Source organism: Pseudomonas sp. NBRC 111124 (assembly GCF_001320245.1).
In the GTDB taxonomy this organism is placed as follows: Bacteria; Pseudomonadota; Gammaproteobacteria; order Pseudomonadales; family Pseudomonadaceae; genus Aquipseudomonas.
In genome coordinates, this window is the sequence record NZ_BCBA01000012.1 from 166,717 (window position 1) to 188,300 (window position 21,584).

A 21,584-nucleotide genomic window follows, 5' to 3' on the forward strand; every position below is an offset into this window, starting at 1 on the left:
AGGTTCCCCAGGTGGCGTGATCACGGAATGCGGGTACCTCAACGGGCCCCGTCGTTTATCTGCCTGCGACATTAAACAGCTGTTTGAACGCGCTCAATGATCGAAACTGACAAGTTATTGATCCTCCCGTGCAGCAGGACTACCCTAGGGAACCCTCGATTCCCAAGGTGCTGTACCGCTTGATGCGAAAACTCCTGGCAGGCGCCTTGGCGCTGGTAACGATCACCGCCTTGTGCGGCTACGGTTTCTGGACCCAACAGCGCCCGGAAGGCCATTACCTCTCCGACCTGCGCATCGAACTGGCGCTCAACCATGGCGTGCCTGGCGAGCATGGCAACCTGCTGGGTATCGAGCCGTTGCTGTTCCCCAGCGACTACCAGAACCTGCAACGCCTGCACCGCAAGCTTTCCGCCTACCTGGAGCAGGCACGCGCCAATGGCCTGGTTGGCCCACGCACGGTCGTGGTGCTGCCGGAACACATCGGCACCTGGCTATGGGCGCGAGGCGAGAAGAACGAGCTGTTCCAGGTCACCCGCAACCGTGACGCCGAGCAGTGGCTGGAGCTGAGCAACCCATTGCGCTATGGCCTGGCGATGCTGAGCGCCAATGCCGATGACCGGCGCGCCGATGCCCACCTGCGCATGAAAGCCCAGCAGATGGCCAGCGATTACCAGCAACTGTTCGGCGGCCTGGCCAAGGAGTTCGGCGTGACCCTGGTGGCAGGCTCGATCGTGCTGCCCGCCCCGTACGTCGAGCAGGGCGTGCTGCACATTGGCCACGGGCCACTGTTCAACAGCAGCCTGGTCTTCGGCGCCGATGGCTCGCCGCTGGGTCAGCCGCAACACCAGCAATACCCTGACAGCGAAACACGGCGCTACATCCATCACGGCCGGCATTTCCCGCTGCAGGTATTGCAGACCCCCGCCGGGCGCCTTGGCGTGCTGATCGGCAGCGACAGTTGGTACCCCGAGAACCAGCGTCAGATGCAACAACAGCAGGTCCAGCTGATCGCCAACCCGGTGTTCCTCAGCGGCAAGGGTAGCTGGGATGAACCCTGGCGCGGCAATCGCCACCAGGACGCCACTGCCGAGCTGAGCCTGCAACGCGGCGAGGTCAGCGAGCAGACTGCCTGGCAACGCCTGACCCAGGCCGCAGGTGACGGTGTCAGCAGCATGAGCGTGTTCATGCGTGGGCAGTTCTGGGAACAGGGCAGCGACGGCCAGGGCTTCGCCCATCAGGCAGGTGAGTTGCTGGCAGGCCCTCCCAGCCACGGCGCGCGCCTGTTGAACCTGTGGTTGTAGGCACATGAGCCGCCCCCGCGTGCGCCTGGGCGACCTTTCGGTCGGCTTCGTCCAGCCCCTGGCAGAAGCCCTGCGCGAGCAAGGTCATGATCCGGCTCCACTTTTGCAGCAATACGGGCTCGATGCCACACGCCTGGCCGAAGCTGGCGCACGCCTGTCGATCCCGCGCTACATGCACCTTGGCCATGCAGCCATCGCGCTGTGCGGCGAGCCAGCGCTGGGCCTGCGCATGGGGCGCCTTAGTCGCCTGGCCCAGGCCGGGCTGGCCGGCGTCACGGCAGCCCAAGCCCCTACCCTGGGCGAGGCGGCACGCACGCTGCTGCGCTTCGAGCCACTTTATGCCGCCAACTACCGTGGCCACTCCAGCTACCAGGAAGACTCACAGGGCGCATGGCTGCGCTTCTACTCCATCAGCCCCTACAACGACTACAACCGCTTTGTGGTCGATTCGCTGCTGGCCGGCTGGCTGGCCCAGTTGGCCGCCCTGGCTGGCGCGTCCCTACTGGCCGAGCGACTGGAAATCGAATTCGATGCGCCCGGCTATGCCGCCGAATACCAGGCCCTTTGCAGCACACCCGTGCAGTTCGGCGCCAGCGCCAACCGCGTGCGCCTGGGCCGCAGCACGCTTGAATGGGTCAACCCTGAACACTGCCCGAGCACCTTCAGCCACCTGATGCAGTTGTGTGAAACGGAAATGCTTCAGCGCACCCGGGTACGCAGCCTGAGCGAGCGCATTACCCACTTGCTCGGGCCGTTGCTCAATGGTGGCCGTGAACCCGACCTGGAAGAAGTGGCATTGCACCTGCAACTGCCAACCTGGACACTGCGGCGCAAACTGGCTGAAGAAGGCACGCGCTTTCGCGACCTGCTCAATGACACACGGCGCGACCTTGCCGAAGCCTATATCCGCGATACGGAGCTGGCCTTTGGTGAAATCGCCTATCTGTTGGGATTTGCATCGGCTGAGGCCTTCCAGCGCGCATTCAAGCGCTGGACGGGCCTTACGCCGGGGGAGTTTCGCCGCAGCCAGCGGCGGGCAGGTTAAAGCTCTGTCGCGTCGTCTGCCGGTTCCGGTGGATCCAGTTCGTATGCCTGAAACTCGAGCAACTCTTCCTGATACTCATCCATCGCCCTGCGTCCTCTTCTCATCTGTCTTCGTTGGTCATGCCTTCAACCTAAGGGGGCCGGGTGAAGGAATGATGACAAGCTCATGAGAGGTAAACGTAGCAGGTGTTCCGGAACTTATCGCCGCTCATCTGTAACAGCGAATTAAAGCGACGACGGTGCAGGCTGGGCGTCCTGCTGCACTTGAATCGGTGCGGCTTCCGCCGGCGGTGCCACCGGTTGCGAGCTCTGGCTGTCATCGACCACTGGCTTGGCCGCAGCTTCACTGGCAGGTGCAGCCGCCGCAGGCGCCGGAGCGCCCTCGACCAGGGGGGCAGCAGCTGGCGCTGTAACGACCGGAGCCACCGAGGCTTGCTCCGGCAAGCCCAGGTCCGGCAAGCCCAGGTCCGGCGCTGGCTTCTCGGGCTTGGGCACGGGTGCCTCGACCTTGGCCTTGGCAACCTTCTTCGGCTTGGGCAGGAAGCTTTCGACCAGGGCGAAATAACGGTCGTAGAACTGCGCCGCTGTCACCGTCTCGCTGGCCACCTTGACCATCGAGTCGTCGCTGGAGCCAATCGGCATGGATACCGAGCCGAGTACACCAACACCCAAGCTGGCCGAGCTGTTGGACTTCTTGAGGCTGTAGCGGTCCTGCAGCGCGTTGGCGAACATGGTCGAACGCTTGTCGTCGTTGACGTCTGGCGCGCAGGTCACGTTGAAGCTGATCTGCAGGTGGTTTTCGCTGTTCTGCTGGAAGCTCTTGTTGCCCATCACCTGGTTGGCGCCACTGCTGGTGATGATGTAGCCCTGGCTGAGCAACGCACGGCGGGCCGCTTCGCAGGAGCCGGCATCGCTCACCGCAAAGCTGCGCGAGTAAGTCCCCGAGTCGTCGAAGTTTTCGTGTTCGTAGATGGCGGCTTTCTTCGAAGAGCAACCGGTCACGCCCGCCAGCACCAGGGCCAGCCCGAGCGCACCAAAGACGGAGGATCTGGTCATTGCGAATTCCGGGTAAGTCAAAAGAGGCCTATTGTGCATCACTGCAGGCAGGCACAGGAACCGTTGATCGGTGAAGAGTGTGTCAGGATCGTGTAAATCTGGCCCCAGGCAAGGCGCAGAAACGAAAAAAGCGACCCGAAGGTCGCTTTCTCGTTGCTTCAAGGCGTTCAAGGGGCCTCGAGGCGAAGATGGCGCAGCGGACGGGACTCGAACCCGCGACCCCCGGCGTGACAGGCCGGTATTCTAACCGACTGAACTACCGCTGCGTATCATTCAGGCTTGCGCCCGATTGAAACCTGGGTCTACCCTTCCGGCGCGATGGCCTCAGGGCAGGCACAAAAAAAGCGATAGGTGATCGCTTCATTTGTGTTTGCTTCAAGGTGTTCTAGGGACCTCGAAACGAAGATGGCGCAGCGGACGGGACTCGAACCCGCGACCCCCGGCGTGACAGGCCGGTATTCTAACCGACTGAACTACCGCTGCGTATCGTTCAGGCTTGCGCCCGATTGAAACTGGGATCAGCCTCAGGCATTTCGCCTTTGGCTTCAGACCGGTGCCAGGCACCCATCTGTTACTGAAAAATGGCGCAGCGGACGGGACTCGAACCCGCGACCCCCGGCGTGACAGGCCGGTATTCTAACCGACTGAACTACCGCTGCGCAGTGCGTTTCTCTCCGGCTATGGCTTCATCAGAAGCGTCCAGCACCAGAAACAATCTCAGGAAGTGGTGGGTGATGACGGGATCGAACCGCCGACCCTCTGCTTGTAAGGCAGATGCTCTCCCGGCTGAGCTAATCACCCTCGCGATGTTGCTTGTTGCGTTTGCTTCGCTGAGGCCGCGAAATTTACGCAGGTACCGATGCTAAGTCAATAGCCCCGTTGAATTTTTTTCAAAAAAGGTAAAAACGGAAAAGGGGCCTTTCGGCCCCCCTCCCTTGTAGCTGTCTGCTCAGGTGTAGATCATCTTGCGGGTCATGCCGCCGTCGACCACGAACTCCTGGCCGGTGACGAACCCGGCCTGGCGCGACAACAGCCAGGCGACCATGGCCGCCACATCTTCCACCGTCCCTACCCTGCCCGCTGGATGCTGGGCATGGTCGGCTTCGGTCAATGGCTCGGCACGTCGCTGGGACGGGTCACGGGCATCGATCCAGCCCGGGCTCACCGCATTGACGCGGATCTCCGGGCCCAGGCTCATGGCCAGAGCATGGGTCAAGGCCACCAGGCCACCCTTGCTCGCCGCGTAGGCCTCGGTGTCCGGCTCGGATTGCCGGGCACGGGTCGAGGTCAGGTTGACGATGGCACCATTGTGCGCACGCAGGTACGGCGCACAGTGCTTGGCCAGCAGCATCGGGCCATTGAGGTTGACCGCCAGTACCCGGTTCCACTGCGCCAGGCTCAGGCTTTCGAGGGTCTGGTTGTGCGGATTGGCGATGGCCGCATTGCACACCAGCGCATCCAGCCGCCCAAACTGGCCGAGTACCTCGGACACGCCGGCACTGACCTGGGCCTCGTCGGCCACGTCCATGGTGATGAACCAGGCGTTATCGCCCAGGGCCTTGGCGACCTTGGCACCGCGCTGGCGGTCAAGGTCGCTGAGCACCACTTGCCACCCTTCGCAGATCAGCCAAGCGGCAATGCCCAGGCCAATGCCACGAGCGGCACCGGTCACCAGGGCAACCCGGCCGTTATGGCCGGGTACACCGCTACGGATTTCCATCACAGCACCGCCAGCCCACGGGCGAGGTCCGCCTGCAGATCAGCCACGTCTTCCAGGCCCACGGCAACCCGGATCAGGCTGTCGCGGATACCCGCTGCTTCACGCTCTTGCGGCGTCAGGCGGCCGTGAGAGGTGGTGGCCGGGTGGGCGATGGTGGTCTTGCTGTCACCCAGGTTGGTGGTGATCGAGATCACCCGGGTCGCATCGATGAAGCGCCAGGCGCCCTCTTTGCCACCCTTGACCTCGAAGCTGACCACCGCACCGAAGCCGCTCATCTGGCGCTTGGCCAGTTCGTGCTGCGGGTGGCTTGGCAAGCCGGCGTAATGCACCTTCTCCACGCCCTCCTGCTGCTCCAGCCATTCGGCCAGGATCTGGGCGCTCTCGCAGTGCGCACGCATGCGCAGCTTGAGGGTTTCCAGACCCTTGGTGAAGATCCAGGCGTTGAACGGGCTGAGGGTCGGCCCGGCGGTACGCAGGAAGCCCACCACTTCTTTCATCTGCTCGGCACGGCCGGCAACCACACCCCCCATGCAACGGCCCTGGCCGTCGATGAACTTGGTGGCCGAGTGGAACACGATGTCAGCCCCCAGCTTCAGTGGCTGCTGCAAGGCCGGTGTGCTGAAGCAGTTGTCCACCACCAGCATGGCACCCCGGGCGTGGGCAATTTCAGCCAGCGCAGGGATGTCGACCAACTCGGCCAGCGGGTTGGAGGGGGACTCCACGATCAGCAGCTTGGTGTTGTCCTTGATGGCCTTTTCCCAGCCAGCGAGGTTGACCAGCGGCACGTAGTCCACCTGCACGCCAAAGCGCTTGAAGTACTTCTCGAACAGGCTGATGGTCGAGCCAAACACGCTCTGCGACACCAGCACGTGGTCGCCGGCACTGCACAGCGACATGACCACGGCGAGGATCGCCGCCATGCCAGTGGAGGTGGCTACGGCCTGCTCGGCGCCTTCCATGGCCGCCAGGCGCTCTTCGAACGCACGCACGGACGGGTTGGTGTAGCGCGAATAGACGTTGCCCGGCGTTTCGCCGGCAAACCGCGCAGCGGCATCGGCCGCCGTGCGGAACACATAGCTGGAGGTCAGGAACAGCGCTTCGCTGTGCTCGGCCTCCGGTGTACGGTTTTGACCGGCGCGCACCGCGAGGGTGTCGAAACCGACACCTTCGAGGTCACTGTCCAATCGCCCGGCATCCCATTGATCCGTCATGCCGTCGCTCCCAAATCAGTTGTTGTAGAGGTCGATGATCGCGCTGACCGCCTGGTTCTTCACCTTGGCCAGGTCGTTACGGGCCTGCTCGATGCGTTCGAGGTAGGCTTCGTCGATGTCACCAGTGACGTATTCACCGTTGAACACCGCGCAATCGAAGTGATCGATCTTGATCTTGCCACCACCGACCGAGTCGATCAGGTCCGGCAGGTCCTGATAGATCAGCCAGTCGGCGCCAATCAACTCGGCCACCTGTTCGGTGGTACGGTTGTGGGCGATCAGTTCGTGAACACTCGGCATGTCGATGCCGTAGACGTTGGGGTAGCGCACCGCAGGGGCTGCGGAGCAGAAGTAGACGTTCTTGGCGCCAGCTTCGCGGGCCATCTGGATGATCTGCTTGCAGGTGGTGCCGCGCACGATCGAGTCGTCTACCAGCATGACGTTCTTGCCGCGGAATTCCAGCTCGATGGCGTTGAGCTTCTGACGCACCGACTTCTTGCGTGCGGCTTGACCGGGCATGATGAAGGTACGGCCGATGTAGCGGTTCTTGACGAAGCCCTCACGGAACTTCACGCCCAGACGGTTGGCCAGCTCCAGCGCGGCAGTGCGGCTGGTGTCGGGGATCGGGATGACCACGTCGATGTCGTGCTCAGGGCGCTCGCGCATGATCTTGTCAGCAAGCTTTTCACCCATGCGCAGACGGGCCTTGTACACCGAGATACCGTCGATGATCGAATCCGGGCGCGCCAGGTAGACGTGCTCGAAGATGCACGGCTGCAGCTTCGGTGCATCGGCGCACTGCTTGGTGAACAGCTGGCCTTCTTCGGTGATGTACACCGCTTCGCCCGGTGCCAGATCACGGATCAGGGTGAAGCCGAGCACGTCGAGGGCGACGCTTTCCGAGGCGATCATGTATTCCACGCCTTCGTCGGTGTGACGCTGGCCGAAGACCACCGGGCGGATGCCGTTCGGGTCACGGAAGCCGACGATGCCGTAGCCGGTGATCATCGCGACCACGGCGTAACCGCCGACGCAACGGCTGTGCACGTGGGAAACCGCGGCGAACACGTCTTCTTCGGTCGGCTGCAGCTTGCCACGCACGGCCAACTCATGGGCGAACACGTTCAGCAGCACTTCCGAGTCGGAATTGGTGTTGACGTGGCGCAGGTCAGACTCGTAGATCTCTTTGGCCAGCTGCTCGACGTTGGTCAGGTTACCGTTGTGCGCCAGGGTGATGCCGTATGGCGAGTTGACGTAGAACGGCTGGGCTTCGGCCGACGTAGAGCTGCCCGCGGTCGGGTAGCGAACGTGGCCGATGCCGATGCTGCCGACCAGGCGCTGCATGTGGCGCTGCTGGAAGACGTCGCGCACCAGGCCATTATCCTTGCGCAGGAACAACCGGCCGTCGTGGCTGGTCACGATACCGGCAGCGTCCTGGCCGCGGTGCTGGAGGACCGTAAGCGCGTCATACAGCGCCTGATTGACGTTCGACTTACCGACGATACCGACGATGCCACACATGCGACGCAACCCCTACTTTGATGAAACTTGAACGAACAGCGCTCAGGGCTTTGCCGGCCCGAGCAACTGCTCCTTGAATGGAAGATCAGCCGGAGCGCTGATCACCCCACTGGAAGACCACTGATGGGTGAAACCCAGGATCAGGTTTTTCGACCAGTCAGCGACCAAAAGAAACTGCGGTATCAGGCGTGATTCCTGCCACCAGGTGTCTTGTTGCACCGGCCCCAGGCTGAGCAGGCCGACGGCCACCACCACCAACAAGCCCCCGCGCGCGGCGCCAAACGCCATGCCGAGGAAACGATCGGTGCCCGACAACCCGGTCACGCGGATCAGCTCGCCGATGAGGAAGTTGAGCATGGCCCCCACCAGCAGGGTGGCGACGAAAAGAATGGCGCAGCCGGCGATGGTGCGCATCGACGGCGTCTGGATATAGCTTTCAAGGTACACCGAAAGCGAACCACCGAACATCCAGGCGACCGCCCCTGCAACGATCCAGATGAGCAGGGACAAGGCCTCTTTGACGAAGCCGCGCTTGAGACTGATCAGTGTGGAGACGGCGATGATCGCGATGATCGCCCAATCAACCAGGGTAAAGGCCACGGTGCTGCCTGCAGACGTTTGAGGCGGCGCATTTTATCAGAGCAAAAGGCTGGGAGTAAGCGGAATGTCAGGTGGATCGGCGGGTCAGGTTTTCAGCCCTGCCCCGCCCCTCTGTGGGCGTGCCGCTGCTTCAGCCTTTTTCAGGCTGGAAACGCGTCACGAAGCCATTGAGCTTCTGCTGGCGGTTGATCACGTCTTTCAGCTTGTCAGCCTCGGCACGTTCGATCAACGGCCCGACATACACCCGATTGAGACCACCAGCCGAACGGATGTAGGCGTTGTAACCCTGGCTGCGCAGGGTCTTCTGCAGGTTCTCGGCACCGGCTCGGCTGGACAGGCTGGCCAACTGGATCGACCAGCTCACCGGCAGGCCGTTGACGTCAATCTTCGACGGTGCAGGCGCAGTTGCTACTGGCGCTGCTGCCTTGGCGGCGGGCGCTGGCGTCGACGTCGGCACTGGCGTCTGGGGCTTGGGCTGGGCTTGCGCCTGAGGCTGGGTCTGCGGCGACGGCGTGATCGGCTGGCTCGGCGTTTTCAGCGGCGCGGTCGACTCGCTGACCACCACCGGCGGCTGCTCAGGCTGCTCGGATTGTTCAGGCAGCGGCTGTGGCTCAGGCACTGCCACTGGCTCCACCTTGACCTCGGGCAGGGTCGGCATAGCCGGCGCCTGCGGGGCGTCGACGTGCACCTGGCGCATTTCGTCCTGGCGGGTGAACAGCATCGGCAGGAAGATCACCGCCAGCGCCACCAGCACCAACGCACCCACCATGCGCTGCTTCATCCCTTTGTCCAGCACTGCCATCTAATCACCCCTCCAGGGCCTGCCGCTCCAGCCATTCCAGGGCCTCGGCGACACAGAAAAACGAACCGAACAGCAGAATCTGGTCATCCGCCGTTGCCTGCGCGCATTGCCCTTCAAGGGCGGCGTCGACGCTGGCGTAAGACTTCACCGCTGCGCCGTGGTTCGTCAAGGCAGCGGCCAATTCGGCAGCCGGACGGCTGCGCGGGGTGTGCAACGGTGCAACCGCCCAGTCGTCCACCCGTTCGCGCAGCGGCGCAATGACGCCCGGCAGGTCCTTGTCGGCGAGCAGGCCGAACACTGCCAGGCGACGACCTTTCACCGGGCGCGCAGCCAGGCGGCGGGCCAGATACTCCGCAGCGTGCGGGTTGTGCCCGACATCCAGCAGCAGCTCCACAGCCCTGCCCTGCCAGGTCAACTGGCGACGGTCGAGACGCCCGGTGATGCGGGTGTCGAGCAATGCCTGACGGATTTGCCCGGCCTCCCACGGCAAGCCCATCAGCAGATAGGCCTGCAGGGCCAGGGTGGCGTTCTCCATGGGCAGGTCAAGCAGTGGCAGACCGTGCAACGCTACCGGCTTGCCGTCCGCAGTGACTCCGCGCCAGTCCCAACCACAATCGCTGCTTGACAGGTCGAAATCACGGCCGCGCAGGAACAGCGGCGCCGCCAGTTCGGCGGCCTTGTCCAGCAAGGGCTGTGGCGGATCGAGATCGCCGCACAGCGCAGGCCTGCCCTGGCGGAAGATACCAGCCTTCTCGAAGGCAACCTGCTCGCGGGTGTCGCCCAGGTAATCGACATGGTCGACGCCGATGCTGGTCACCAGCGCCAGGTCGGCATCCACCACGTTCACGGTGTCCAGGCGGCCACCGAGGCCCACTTCGAGCACCACGGCATCCAGCTGCGACTGGTAGAACAACCAGAACGCTGCCAGCGTGCCCATCTCGAAGTAGGTCAGGGAAATTTCGCCCCGCGCCGCCTCGACGGCGGCGAAGGCTTCGCACAGGCGCTCATCGGTGGCTTCGTGGCCATCGATCAGTACCCGTTCGTTGTAACGCAACAGGTGCGGCGAGCTATACACGCCTACCTTCAACCCCTGGGCGCGCAGCAACGAGGCCACGAAGGCGCAGGTCGAGCCCTTGCCGTTGGTGCCGGTTACCGTAACCACTCGCGGCGCCAGCTTGCCCAGCGCCAGCCGGGCAAGCACCTTCTGCGACCGCTCCAGGCCCATGTCGATGGCCGAGGGGTGCAACTGCTCGAGGTAGGCGAGCCACTCGCCCAGGGATCGTTGTTTCATCACGCGACCGCAGCGACCTCAAGAGCCTGCTCAGGGGTTGGCTGGCCGGTCATCTGCGCCAGCAGGCGAGCCAGGCGCGGACGCAGGTCGCCACGGGAGATGATCAGGTCGATGGCACCGTGCTCCAGCAGGAATTCGCTGCGCTGGAAGCCTTCCGGCAGTTTTTCGCGCACGGTCTGCTCGATCACGCGCGGGCCGGCGAAGCCGATCAGGGCCTTTGGCTCGCCGACGATGACGTCGCCGAGCATTGCCAGGCTGGCGGAAACGCCGCCGTAGACCGGGTCGGTCAGCACCGAGATGAACGGAATGCCTTCTTCGCGCAGGCGTGCCAGCACGGCCGAGGTCTTGGCCATCTGCATCAGCGAGATCAGCGCTTCCTGCATGCGCGCACCGCCGGAGGCGGAGAAGCAGACCATCGGGCAGCGGTTTTCCAGGGCGTAGTTGGCGGCGCGCACGAAGCGCTCACCGACGATGGCACCCATCGAACCACCCATGAACGAGAACTCGAAGGCGCTGACCACGATCGGCATGCCCATCAGGGTGCCGCTCATGGAGATCAAGGCGTCTTTTTCGCCGGTCTGCTTCTGCGCGCCGGTCAGGCGGTCCTTGTACTTCTTGCCGTCACGGAACTTCAGGCGGTCGACCGGCTCCAGCTCGGCACCCAGTTCGGCGCGGCCTTCGGGGTCGAGGAAGATGTCGATGCGGGCACGCGCGCCGATGCGCATGTGGTGGTTGCACTTGGGGCAGACATCCAGGGTCTTTTCCAGCTCCGGACGATACAGCACGGCCTCGCAGGCCGGGCACTTGTGCCACAGGCCTTCCGGCACCGAGCTCTTCTTCACCTCGGAACGCATGATCGAAGGGATCAGTTTGTCGACTAACCAGTTGCTCATGCTTTCTTTCTCCAGTATTGGCGGACGGGGACCGGACTGGCCGGCCATGCCCTGCCCTTGAGCTCAAATTCTTCTATGAAACGATGACGGCCCGGCCGCTGGGGCTGCCGCTGTACCGCGCCGTCTTCAATCTGTCGTTTGGCCACACGGCATGCCGCTGGCCGCCCCGCAGGGCTGCGAAACCTATGGACGATGGCGCGCCGCCAGCCGTCACATCTGCCGTCACGCCTGTTTCACCGCACGCATGAAGGCTTCGATTTTCGCCGCATCCTTGATGCCCTTGGCCTGCTCCACGCCGCCACTGACATCCACCGCATACGGCTGCACCTGGGCGATCGCCTGGCCGACGTTATCGGCCGAGAGCCCACCCGCGAGAATGATCGGCTTGCTCAGCCGCGCCGGCACCAGCGACCAGTCGAAGGCCTCGCCGGTACCGCCAGGCACACCGGCCACGTAGGTGTCGAGGAGAATGCCGCGGGCGCCGGCATAGTGCTGGCAGGCGGCTTCCAGATCATCGCCCGGGCGCACACGCAGGGCCTTGATCCAGGGGCGATGATAGCCCTCGCAATCGGCCGGGGTTTCGTCGCCGTGGAACTGTAGCAGGTCCAGCGGCACCACCTCGAGAATCTCGTTCAGCTCGCAACGCGAAGCGTTTACGAACAGCCCGACCGTGGTCACGAACGGCGGCAGCTCGGCTATGATCGCCCGCGCCTGGCGCACGTCCACGGCACGCGGGCTTTTGGCATAGAAGACGAAACCGATGGCATCGGCCCCCGCCTCGGCGGCGGCCAGCGCGTCTTCGATGCGGGTGATCCCGCAGATCTTGCTGCGAACGTTGCTCATGGACAGCAAACCCTGAGTGAGTGGTGAAAGGCCCGATGGTAGCAAATGACTTCTGACGCGTCAGTCGGCCAGCGCTTCGTAACCGGTCAAAAAGTGTGGGCCGATGTAACGCTTTGGCAGCTCGAACGCTTCCGGGTATTCCACTTGCACCAAGTACAGGCCATAAGGGTGGGCAGTCACCCCGCCTTCACGGCGGTTGCGCCCCTCCAGCACTTCACGGGCCCACTCGACCGGGCGCTCGCCGGCACCGATGGTCATCAGCACCCCGGCGATATTGCGAACCATATGGTGCAGGAAGGCGGTGGCTCGCACGTCCAGCACGATCATCTGGCCGTGGCGGGTGACCCGCAGGTGATGGATATGCTTGATCGGCGACTTGGCCTGGCACTGGCTGGCGCGGAAGGCGCTGAAGTCGTGGGTACCCAGCAGGTACTGGGCAGCCTGGGCCATGCGCTCGACATCCAGCGGGCGGTGGTTCCAGGTCACTTCCTCGGCCAGGTGCGCGGGGCGGATCGGGTCGTTGTAGATCACGTAGCGGTAGCGCCGTGCACAGGCCTTGAAGCGCGCATGGAAGTCCGCCGGCATCGGCCGCGACCAGACCACGCTGATGTCGTGGGGCAGATTGAAGTTGGTGCCCAGGGTCCAGGCGCGCTCGTCGCGCACGGCACGGGTGTCGAAATGCACGATCTGCCCGCAGCCGTGCACGCCGGCATCGGTGCGCCCGGCACAGATGACGCTGATCGGCTCGTCGGCCACCTTCGACAGCGCCTGCTCGAGGGCCTGCTGCACGCTGGGCACGCCGCTGGCCTGGCGCTGCCAGCCGCGATAGCGCGAGCCCTTGTATTCCACACCCAGGGCAATGCGGGTGAAGCCTTCAGCGGCCGATTCGGTGGCGACGGTGTCGATGATGTCCAAGAGCGTGAAACCTGTGGGTGATACGGAATGGCGGGGATTATAACGACAACGGCAGCCGTATAGGGCTGCCGTCGTGGTCGTTGCTGCCTGAAGCAGAGTCAGACGAGACGCGCGAGCATCTCTTCGGCTTCCTGGCGTTGGCCGTCATCACCATCCTTGACCACTTCGTCGAGGATGTCGCGGGCGCCCTGGTGGTCGCCCATGTCGATGTAGGCACGCGCCAGGTCAAGCTTGGTCGCTACCTCGTCGGCACCGGAGAAGAAGTCGAAATCGAGGTCATCCAGCGGCTCGGGCTCGGCGGCGGCGTCTTCGGCGGTGAAGTGCGGCTCCAGCGAGGGCGACTCCAGGCTCTGCGACAGCTTGTCGAGTTCGGCGTTGACGTCATTGAGTTCCGAGGCAAAGCTCCTGGCTGCCGGCGAGTCGTCATCCAGCGACAGCGACAGGTCGAAGTCGTCCGGCAGCTCCAGCTCGGAGATCGGGTCGAATTCCGGGATGGCGTCAAAGGCTGCCAGTTCGGCGGCGACATCCACCGGCTCTTCTTCCGCCGTGACCGGGGCGGCTGTTTCACCACTGTCCAGATCGAAATCGGCCAGGTCGAAATCATCCAGGTCGTCGACGCTCTGCGGCTCGGCCTGGGCCTGGGCCAGCAAGGCTTCGAAATCGGCATCGGCGTCGGTTTCCGGTTCTGCGGCTGCCGGCTCGGCTTCTGCCTGCGCCTCGAACCGTGGTGCTTCGTCCAGCATCGGCGGCTCGAGCTGATCATCCGCTGGCAGATCATCACCCAGGCTCAGGTCAAAAGCGCTGTCCAGGTCGTTGTCATCCAGCACGGAGGTCTCGGTAAAGGCCTCGGCGGCGGCTTCAAGCTCTGGCTCTGGCTCTGGCGCCGAATCTGGCTCGACGAGTGCCTGCGGCTCAGGTTCAGGCTCTGCTTCAACTTCGGCTGGCGTTTGCGGCTCTTCCTGAAGCAACTCCTGCACATACTGCTCGCCCATTTCGGCGGCCAGCGCCGCAGCACCCACGCTAACTGCGGTGGCGGCAGCGAGACCCAGCATGGCCGGGTAGCGCTCCTTGAGGCTACTGAGCTCAGCAGTGTTCGCTTCGGTGGCAGGCAGCTTGCGCTCCTGCTCGACGAAGGCACTGTGGTCGCCTTGGCGGGCGTAGACGTCCATCAGCCTGAGGCGCAGGGTGTCATTTTCCGGCTGCGCCGCCACTGCCGTTTCCAGCAGGTCAGCCGCATGATTCAGACGGCCTCGCGACAGGCTCAGATCGACTTCAGCCAACAGCTCGGCATTCGGGTCCCGGGCCGGCTCGGGCTCGACAACCGGAGCCGCAGGCGCAGCCAGCTTTTCTGCAGCGACAGCGGCTGCAGCCGAGGCGGCCACCACGGCAGGCGACAGGGTCACGCTCGGCGCGGACACTTCCAGCTCATCGAAGCTGCTCGGTGGCAGGTCGAGATCCGGGTTGCGCTCGCCCTCCTCGGCCAGCGCGCGGGCCATGCGCAGATGTTTCTCCGCTTCTTGCTGGGCCTTGCGCTTGCGCGCCAGCAGCAACAGCAAAAGCAGCAGCACGAGGAACGCAGAACCGGCGATCAGCCCCAATATGACGGGGTTTGCCAGCATCTCGTCGATTGCGCTCGGCTGTGTGGTAGCGGCCTCGTCAGCAGGCGCGGTATCGACCGCTGCAGGTGCTGGCGCCACCACCGGCTCGGCCGGGGCCGCATCAGCCGACGGGGGCTGCACAGGTGCCGGCTCACCCGGCAAGGCGGCCGCAGGCGGTGCTTCAGGTGCCGCGCCTTGGGCTTCCAGGCGCGCCAACTGGTCATTCTTCAGCTGGATCAGCTTCTGCAGCTTGTCCATCTGGCTTTGCAGGTCGGACACCCGGCTTTTCAGTTCGTCGTTGTCACGACGGCTGGTGTCCAGGCTTTCCTGGGCCACGGCCAGCTTGTCGTTGATGGCCTTGGCGCTGTTACCGCTCGCCTGGTTGCCGGGGCTGACCAAGCGCAAGTTGTCGCCTTGGGTAATCCGCTCGGGTGCTGCGTCGGCGGCGCCTCGACGGGTAGCATCCAGCTGCCTCGCACGCGGCCCCAGACGCCGGCCTTCACGCCAGGCCGCGTACTGCTCGGCCACTTCACGATTGGCTTCGCCCTGAGGAATGCTCTGGACCTGCTGCTGGTCGGGCAGGCGCAGGACCTGGCCAACCTTCAGCTGGTTGATGTTGTTGCCAATAAAGGCATCCGGATTGAGCGCCTGGATGGCGATCATGGTCTGCTGCACCGAACCACCACCCTGCGTATTGCGGGCAGCAATCTGCCACAGGGTGTCGCGGCGCTTGGTGGTATAGCTGCCCGCGCTGCTGGTAGCCGGGTTGACATTGCCCGCGGCGGGCTGCTGGCCCTGGGCCTTGGCCTGGTCGAGCAACACGCTGTAGTCACGCAGCAGGCGGCCCTGAGGCCACATGACCTGGACCAGGAACTTGACCACCGTGCCAGGCAGCGGCTGGCTGGAGGTAACCCGCAGCACGCTCTTGCCGTTGGGGTTGATCACCGGGGTGAAGGTCAGGTCTTCCAGGTAACTCGGAAACTCCACCCCGGCCTTGCTGAACTCTTCCGGTGGCGCCAGGCTCGGCGCCACTTCGGCTGCGGTGAGGTCGCGCACATCGAGCAGTTCGATCTCGGCATCCAGAGGCTGGTTCTGCGCCGACTTCAATGTCAGTTCACCCAACCCCAGGGCATTCGCCATGCCCGACGTCAGCGCAGACGCTGCCGCCATGGCCAGAACCAGTTTGCGAATTCGAAGCATGACCTCTTCCCTTGTATGAATCGTCCCAAAAACCTGCTGCGGCGCGGGACAAAAGTGCTCGCCAGTATCTTTTACGCCATGTGTTTAATCAACAATTGCGCCACCTGCACGGCGTTTAGCGCAGCACCTTTGCGCACATTGTCGGTGGTCAACCAGAGGTTGAGCTGCTGGTTTTCGTCAATTCCATGGCGTACACGACCAACATAGACCACGTCTTGGCCGACTGCGTCACCGACCGGGGTCGGATAATCATCGTTTTCCACCCGCTCGACGCTTTCGGCGTGTTCCAGCGCCTGGTTGACCTGTGCCAGATCGACCGGGTTGCGGCTCTGCACCGCCACACTGAAGCTATCGCCGAAAAACACCGGGACTTGAATGCAGCTCACCGAAATCTTCAGTTCCGGCAGGCCCAACAGCACAGGCAACTCGCCCACCAAGCGGCGCTCCACAGCGGTATGGCCATGCTCATCGACAGCACCGACCTGGGCCAGCACGTTGAAGGCCATCTGCCGATCGAAGAAACGTGGCTCCAGCGGGCGGGCATTGAGCAGCTCGGCGGTTTGCCGGGCCAGTTCGCTGACTGCCTCGCGACCCTGTGCGGACACCGCCAGGGCAGCCATGACCTGCACCCGCTCGATGTCCAGCAGGCCCTTGAGCGGCGCCAGGGCAACCGCCACGGCAACGGCTGCGCAGCTGGGGCTGGTGATGCGTGCAGGCAGCTTCAGGTTGGCGATGCTGTCGCCATTGGCTTCGGGCACCACGACCAGCGCATCGTCAAGGCCGCCGGAGAGGTCGATGACCGTGCAGCCGGCCTGCTCGGCCTTGCTGGCAAAGCTACGGCTGACGGCGGGGCTGGCGGCGAAGAAGGCCAGTTTTACCTGGGCGAAGTCGAAACTGTCGACCTCACGCACCTTGAGCTTCTTGCCGGCGAACATCACGCTGCTACCCGCCGATTCCATGCTGGCCAGCAGGTGCAAAGTGCCGACCGGGAAGGCCAGTTCCTCGAGGATCTGCACCAAGGTTTCGCCTACGGTGCCAGTGGCGCCTACTACGGCAACATCAATGGGCTGAGTCATATCGATTCCTCTACTGGAAGGGGGCGGCACTTTACCCGGAATATCAGTCCGGGAATACCGTAAACCATCGATCACATCGCCCTATGTCACCCACCTGATATTTCTACCAGTTTTCGCGTACCCACTGCACCTTTCAGAATGACCGGGAATCGAAACCCATAAAGGTACAGCCATGCGAGCATTCTCTGGCCTCTTGGTAACCCTGAGCTTCATGACCCCCACTTACGCTCAGCCTCAAATACCGGTAACGGCGCCGGATGGCCCGACACAGACATTACCCACGAAAACACTCAGAAACGACTTGCTGGGCCCACTGGCGGGTCAGGTTGACTTTGCCCAGACCCACGTGATCGCGGCGACACGAAGGATCTTCGACCCATTTCTGGTTCCCAATAAAGATACCTTGGTGATGCTCAGACCCCAGACTCCAATGACCGATGTTTATTTGGTAGTGGAACTTGATGGGGAACAAACCACGTTTCCTATGAACCGGCCAGACGCCCTTCCTGGCGCTGCGTTTTACGACGAGGAGAACACGTTCTCAGGAAAAATTATCAAAGGCGAGTACCCACATTTTAAGGAGCAGACATTCTCCTACACGATTCCCTGGAATCTTTTCACTGCCAACACGAAAATCAGCTTCCGGCAAGTCGGGAATGAGGCCAACCAGGGTTCACTGCCAAAGGACAAGCTGCTGTTCATGACGCCGGAGAGCGAAGGTCTGGTGCTGATGAACATCAAGGGATGCCTGTTCAAGGAAGAGGCAACCTGCAGAACCACGGTCGACCAGTACGATAGTGAACTCAACCCTGTCGCGGCACGCATCGCAGCGCGGGAAATGCTCTCCGAGCTGCCGACCCAACGCCTTTACCTAGGAGTGGGTAAAGCTTATTGGCCACGAATCGTGGCCATGGGGCGCGATGGCAAACCCCATGTGTATGACAAGATCAATGGAATGGAGTGGGCCGACTTCGGCGACAAGACACTGCCCGCCAAGGCCGGCATGGGCAACTACTGGCGCGCGGCCTCGGTTCTCGGCGACAAGAAGCCAGGTTATCCGGTCGCGATTTCCGGTCAACTGCTGGACGTACCGGACGGCATGCCGGTACTCCCGCCCGGCGTCGGTGCTAGCTGCAGCGGCAGCAGCTGCAACTACCCGTACTTCCCTGATGGTTTCTGGCATGAAACCGGCCATGGCCTTGGCCTTCCCCATGACACCCCGGGCCGATACGAGGATTGGTCATACCGCGCGTATGACAATGTCTTCCTGCCCAATACTCACCCCAACCCCAAGGCCTATGGATTGCCGGTGGACTATCTGGGCAAGCACTATTTCGGGCATGTCCTTGGCTCACTTGCAGCCCCGCCTTGGCATCCAAGCACCGCATCGGCACCACTGATCGACGAATTCGAAAGTCTGGGTTTGGGCTCACGGGAAGGCTCCAGCTGGAAGCGCTACATCGCGCCTTATACGCACCAACAGACGTTACGTGTGCAACAGCGATTCGGAAGCCTGCCCGAGGGCGTCGAATACGCTGGCATCGGCGATGACCACAGAGCGCCCCCGCCCCCCCAAGCCTTGACCTCCATGGCGCCCAGCACGGAACGGCCCACCCTTCCGGACACCGGAATTGAAACCCCACGCATCGGACCCGCAGTCATTTCAGCCACGACGGATGAAAGCCCCACCGAAAAAGGGGTGCCGGTCCACACCCTGGTATTGACTTTTTCCGACCCCTCCCACAATCAGGATGGCATCAATCAGATCTACCCTGCCATCGTGAGCAACTATGGCAATGTCTATTCCCCGCTGCGCGCCCCTGTTTCAGGACATGCAACTTCCAGCACCTTCAATACTTCTGCGCTCGTGACGGTCGCAGGCCAGTGCCTGGCGTCGGAGCAGAGCAGCCTCGTACTCAAAGCCTGCCATGAGGCATCCACCAACCTGTCACTGCAGATAATGCCACCGCTTGACTCAGACGAAAGGGAGCTCGCGCCAGTGGTAGTCATCCGTAACAAAGCCGAACAGTGCCTGGACTTCGATCTTGCATTTCGCACCTGCACCCCGGAAGAACCACAGGTTCGCTGGCGGGCTCGCAAAGACCTTACTCAAAGTGATCGTCTATTCAAACTTCAGGAAAGCCATAGTGGTCGATTCATTACCCCTACCCCCACAGGCACACTACAACTGCAAGCCAACAGCGATATGAATGAATTGGGGGTTTTCTACCCCGGTGACGATCGCACCCCCCATCGCTACAGCGTCGATATTGAATACGCAGACAAAAGCGTCGACACCCATATGCTGTACGATGCCCTCATCGCAAAAGATGTGCTGAAAACAGCAGCGATCAACGTCAACTCTCGACGCCAACCCCGAACTGCAACTTTGAAAGTGGATGACCAGACTGTTCAGACGCGCGAGCTTGAGGACAACCTGCTACCTGAGGTAATCCGCATGGGGGCCGAGCATGGCGAGGAAATCCCCCAGGCATCGCCACCGCAATGGCTATACCTGCCCAAGTACGGGACCTGTCTTGCCTCGACCGAGCGGGGAACGAAACTGGCCGCATGCGACGAAAACGCAATCTGGCGGCTGCCAAAGAAAAATGCCTATCCGTTCGTGTTCGATGCTTACCAACCTGTGGACATGATGGGCAAGTGCATTGATTACCAGCAGGCATCCACCACGTGTAAATACCCACAGAAAGATACGCTTTGGTGGACTCGATCCGACCTTGCTTCGTCCATCCCGCAGATCTACCTTCAGGATCCGCAGACCGGCCGTTTCATTACCGCACGCCAGGGAAGCGAAACCATACAACTCGAGCCGCTGGGTAATCCCGACCAGCAGCGCTTTGAAAAGCACTATCTGCCCCTATTCTCGTTGACACAAGGCAGCCACTCGCTTGAAGGCCGCGGCAGGACGGTCGCCACGACCCGCGCCAACCGGTTGTACGGATGGTATCTGGTGGACATCATGGGCAACGACCTCCCCGACAAAATGCCTTCATTCATGCTGATGACCTCAGATGGTCAATGCCTGGACGACGAACTCATCCTGCGTGGCTGCGCATTTCCTCGTACCGACAGCCTGAGCTGGAACCCCCGAAAAGACCTGGAAACCACAGAAGGGAAAATCCGTCTTCAGAACATGAAGAACGGGCGTTTTCTGCAGGTATCAGATAGCGGCGAAGTATCGCTGGAGCCACTGGACTGGAGTCAAACTCAGATTTTCTCCTACGCCCCCGTCTCTTCCGGCTCTGCCAGCCCCATACAAAAATAGAAAAAAAACCCTGCAAGGCGCAACCTTGCAGGGTCATTTCATAACGCGCCACTCATCGGCGATGAGTGTGGATCAACGCTCCAGCAGGATCCGCAGCATGCGGCGCAGCGGTTCGGCGGCGCCCCACAGCAGTTGGTCACCCACGGTGAACGCGCCCAGGTACTGGGAACCCATGTTCAGCTTGCGCAGGCGGCCAACCGGGATGTTCAAGGTACCGGTGACCTTGGTCGGGGTCAGCTCTTGCATGCTGATCTCGCGCTGGTTCGGCACCAGTTTCACCCACGGGTTGTGCTGGCTGATCATGCCTTCGATGTCGGCCAGGGGCACATCCTTGTTCAGCTTGATGGTCAGCGCCTGGCTATGGCAGCGCATGGCGCCGATGCGCACGCAGATACCGTCGACCGGGACCGGGTTCTTGAAGCGACCGAGGATCTTGTTGGTCTCGGCCTGGGCCTTCCACTCTTCACGGCTCTGCCCGTTCGGCAGTTCCTTGTCGATCCACGGGATCAGGCTGCCGGCCAGCGGCACGCCGAAGTTTTCGGTTGGGAACGCTTCGCCGCGCATGGCTTCAGCCACTTTGCGGTCGATGTCGAGGATGGCGCTGGCCGGGTTGGCCAGGTCATCGGCAACGGCCGCATGGGTCGCACCCATCTGCTTGATCAGCTCGCGCATGTTCTGTGCGCCGGCACCCGAGGCCGCCTGATAGGTCATGGCGCTCATCCACTCGACCAGACCGGCCTCGAACAAGCCACCCAGGCCCATCAGCATCAGGCTGACCGTGCAGTTGCCGCCGATGTAGTTCTTGGTACCGGCATCGAGCTGCTGGTCGATGACCTTGCGGTTGACCGGGTCCAGTACGATGACCGCGTCGTCCTGCATGCGCAGCGACGAAGCAGCATCGATCCAGTAACCCTGCCAGCCGGCTTCACGCAGCTTGGGGAACACCTCGTTGGTGTAGTCGCCGCCCTGGCAGGTCAGGATAACGTCGAGGGTCTTGAGTTCTTCAATCGAATAAGCGTCCTTGAGCGGAGCAATATCCTTGCCCACGTTCGGGCCCTGGCCACCTACGTTGGACGTGGTGAAGAACACTGGCTCGATAAGGTCGAAATCCTGCTCCTCCAGCATCCGCTGCATGAGCACGGAACCGACCATACCGCGCCAACCGATCAGACCTACACGTTTCATCGCAACTACACCTTTGCTAAAAGTGGGCCGCCACCTCGAGTT

Annotated in this window: 16 protein-coding genes and 4 tRNA genes; 3 read left to right on the top strand and 17 right to left on the bottom strand. The window is 62.5% G+C overall.

All coding sequences use genetic code 11. The features are described 5' to 3' along the window. Positions 1-182: 182 nt before the first annotated feature. Positions 183-1,301 (top strand): nitrilase-related carbon-nitrogen hydrolase, encoded by a 1,119-nt coding sequence (locus APH28_RS06420; protein WP_060508175.1) that lies wholly within the window; start codon positions 183-185, stop codon positions 1,299-1,301. Positions 1,302-1,305: 4 nt separating this feature from the next. Then, entirely contained in the window at positions 1,306-2,346 is a 1,041-nt protein-coding gene (locus tag APH28_RS06425; RefSeq protein WP_060508135.1) for an AraC family transcriptional regulator, read from the top strand. A 224-nt stretch (positions 2,347-2,570) separates the two neighbouring features. On the opposite strand, the gene APH28_RS06430 is transcribed toward APH28_RS06425, so the two are convergent. From APH28_RS06430 to APH28_RS06505, 16 genes are all read right to left on the bottom strand, one after another. Beyond that, positions 2,571-3,401, bottom strand: coding sequence for a DUF2242 domain-containing protein (locus APH28_RS06430; protein ID WP_060508136.1), 831 nt, complete (start codon positions 3,399-3,401; stop codon positions 2,571-2,573). A 189-nt stretch (positions 3,402-3,590) separates the two neighbouring features. Continuing rightward, positions 3,591-3,667 (bottom strand) — tRNA-Asp (locus APH28_RS06435). A 140-nt stretch (positions 3,668-3,807) separates the two neighbouring features. Then, positions 3,808-3,884 (bottom strand) — tRNA-Asp (locus APH28_RS06440). A 99-nt stretch (positions 3,885-3,983) separates the two neighbouring features. Then, positions 3,984-4,060, bottom strand: a tRNA-Asp gene (locus tag APH28_RS06445). A 66-nt stretch (positions 4,061-4,126) separates the two neighbouring features. Beyond that, a tRNA-Val gene (locus APH28_RS06450) sits at positions 4,127-4,202 on the bottom strand. A 148-nt stretch (positions 4,203-4,350) separates the two neighbouring features. After that, positions 4,351-5,121 carry an SDR family oxidoreductase gene (locus tag APH28_RS06455; protein ID WP_177334228.1) on the bottom strand — a complete coding sequence of 257 codons (771 nt, stop codon included), beginning with the start codon at positions 5,119-5,121 and terminating at the stop codon, positions 4,351-4,353. Continuing rightward, on the bottom strand, positions 5,121-6,332 hold the full coding sequence (locus tag APH28_RS06460; protein WP_060508138.1) for an O-succinylhomoserine sulfhydrylase: 1,212 nt from the start codon (positions 6,330-6,332) through the stop codon (positions 5,121-5,123). Before APH28_RS06460 ends, APH28_RS06455 begins: the two co-directional genes overlap by 1 nt. Positions 6,333-6,347: 15 nt before the next feature. Beyond that, positions 6,348-7,853: an amidophosphoribosyltransferase gene (gene purF, locus APH28_RS06465; protein WP_060508139.1), complete on the bottom strand. Its 1,506-nt coding sequence runs from the start codon at positions 7,851-7,853 to the stop codon at positions 6,348-6,350. A gap of 42 nt (positions 7,854-7,895) precedes the next feature. Next, positions 7,896-8,453: a CvpA family protein gene (locus APH28_RS06470; RefSeq protein WP_060508140.1), complete on the bottom strand. Its 558-nt coding sequence runs from the start codon at positions 8,451-8,453 to the stop codon at positions 7,896-7,898. Between the two features lie 130 nt (positions 8,454-8,583). Beyond that, positions 8,584-9,255: an SPOR domain-containing protein gene (locus APH28_RS06475; RefSeq protein ID WP_060508141.1), complete on the bottom strand. Its 672-nt coding sequence runs from the start codon at positions 9,253-9,255 to the stop codon at positions 8,584-8,586. A 4-nt stretch (positions 9,256-9,259) separates the two neighbouring features. After that, the gene (gene folC / locus APH28_RS06480) at positions 9,260-10,546 is read right to left on the bottom strand and encodes a bifunctional tetrahydrofolate synthase/dihydrofolate synthase (protein WP_060508142.1); all 1,287 of its coding nucleotides are present in this window, start codon (positions 10,544-10,546) and stop codon (positions 9,260-9,262) included. After that, entirely contained in the window at positions 10,546-11,439 is an 894-nt protein-coding gene (accD, locus tag APH28_RS06485; protein WP_060508143.1) for an acetyl-CoA carboxylase, carboxyltransferase subunit beta, read from the bottom strand. The genes folC and accD overlap by 1 nt, the downstream gene beginning before the upstream one ends. A 222-nt stretch (positions 11,440-11,661) precedes the next feature. After that, entirely contained in the window at positions 11,662-12,282 is a 621-nt protein-coding gene (locus APH28_RS06490) for a phosphoribosylanthranilate isomerase (RefSeq protein ID WP_060508144.1), read from the bottom strand. 60 nt (positions 12,283-12,342) lie between these two features. Then, positions 12,343-13,197, bottom strand: a complete 855-nt coding sequence (gene truA, locus APH28_RS06495; protein WP_060508145.1) for a tRNA pseudouridine(38-40) synthase TruA — start codon at positions 13,195-13,197, stop codon at positions 12,343-12,345. Between the two features lie 98 nt (positions 13,198-13,295). Continuing rightward, positions 13,296-15,995: a FimV/HubP family polar landmark protein gene (locus tag APH28_RS06500; RefSeq protein ID WP_060508146.1), complete on the bottom strand. Its 2,700-nt coding sequence runs from the start codon at positions 15,993-15,995 to the stop codon at positions 13,296-13,298. A 71-nt stretch (positions 15,996-16,066) separates the two neighbouring features. Then, the gene (locus APH28_RS06505) at positions 16,067-17,071 is read right to left on the bottom strand and encodes an aspartate-semialdehyde dehydrogenase (RefSeq protein ID WP_060508147.1); all 1,005 of its coding nucleotides are present in this window, start codon (positions 17,069-17,071) and stop codon (positions 16,067-16,069) included. Between the two features lie 172 nt (positions 17,072-17,243). Between APH28_RS06505 and APH28_RS06510 the strand changes: the two genes are divergently transcribed. Then, complete coding sequence (locus tag APH28_RS06510; RefSeq protein WP_060508148.1) at positions 17,244-20,357, top strand: TagA domain-containing protein; 3,114 nt, start codon at positions 17,244-17,246, stop codon at positions 20,355-20,357. A gap of 72 nt (positions 20,358-20,429) precedes the next feature. Here the strand turns inward: APH28_RS06510 and asd are convergent, their stop codons facing one another. Next, on the bottom strand, positions 20,430-21,542 hold the full coding sequence (gene asd, locus APH28_RS06515; RefSeq protein ID WP_060508149.1) for an aspartate-semialdehyde dehydrogenase: 1,113 nt from the start codon (positions 21,540-21,542) through the stop codon (positions 20,430-20,432). Between the last annotated feature and the right edge of the window lie 42 nt (positions 21,543-21,584).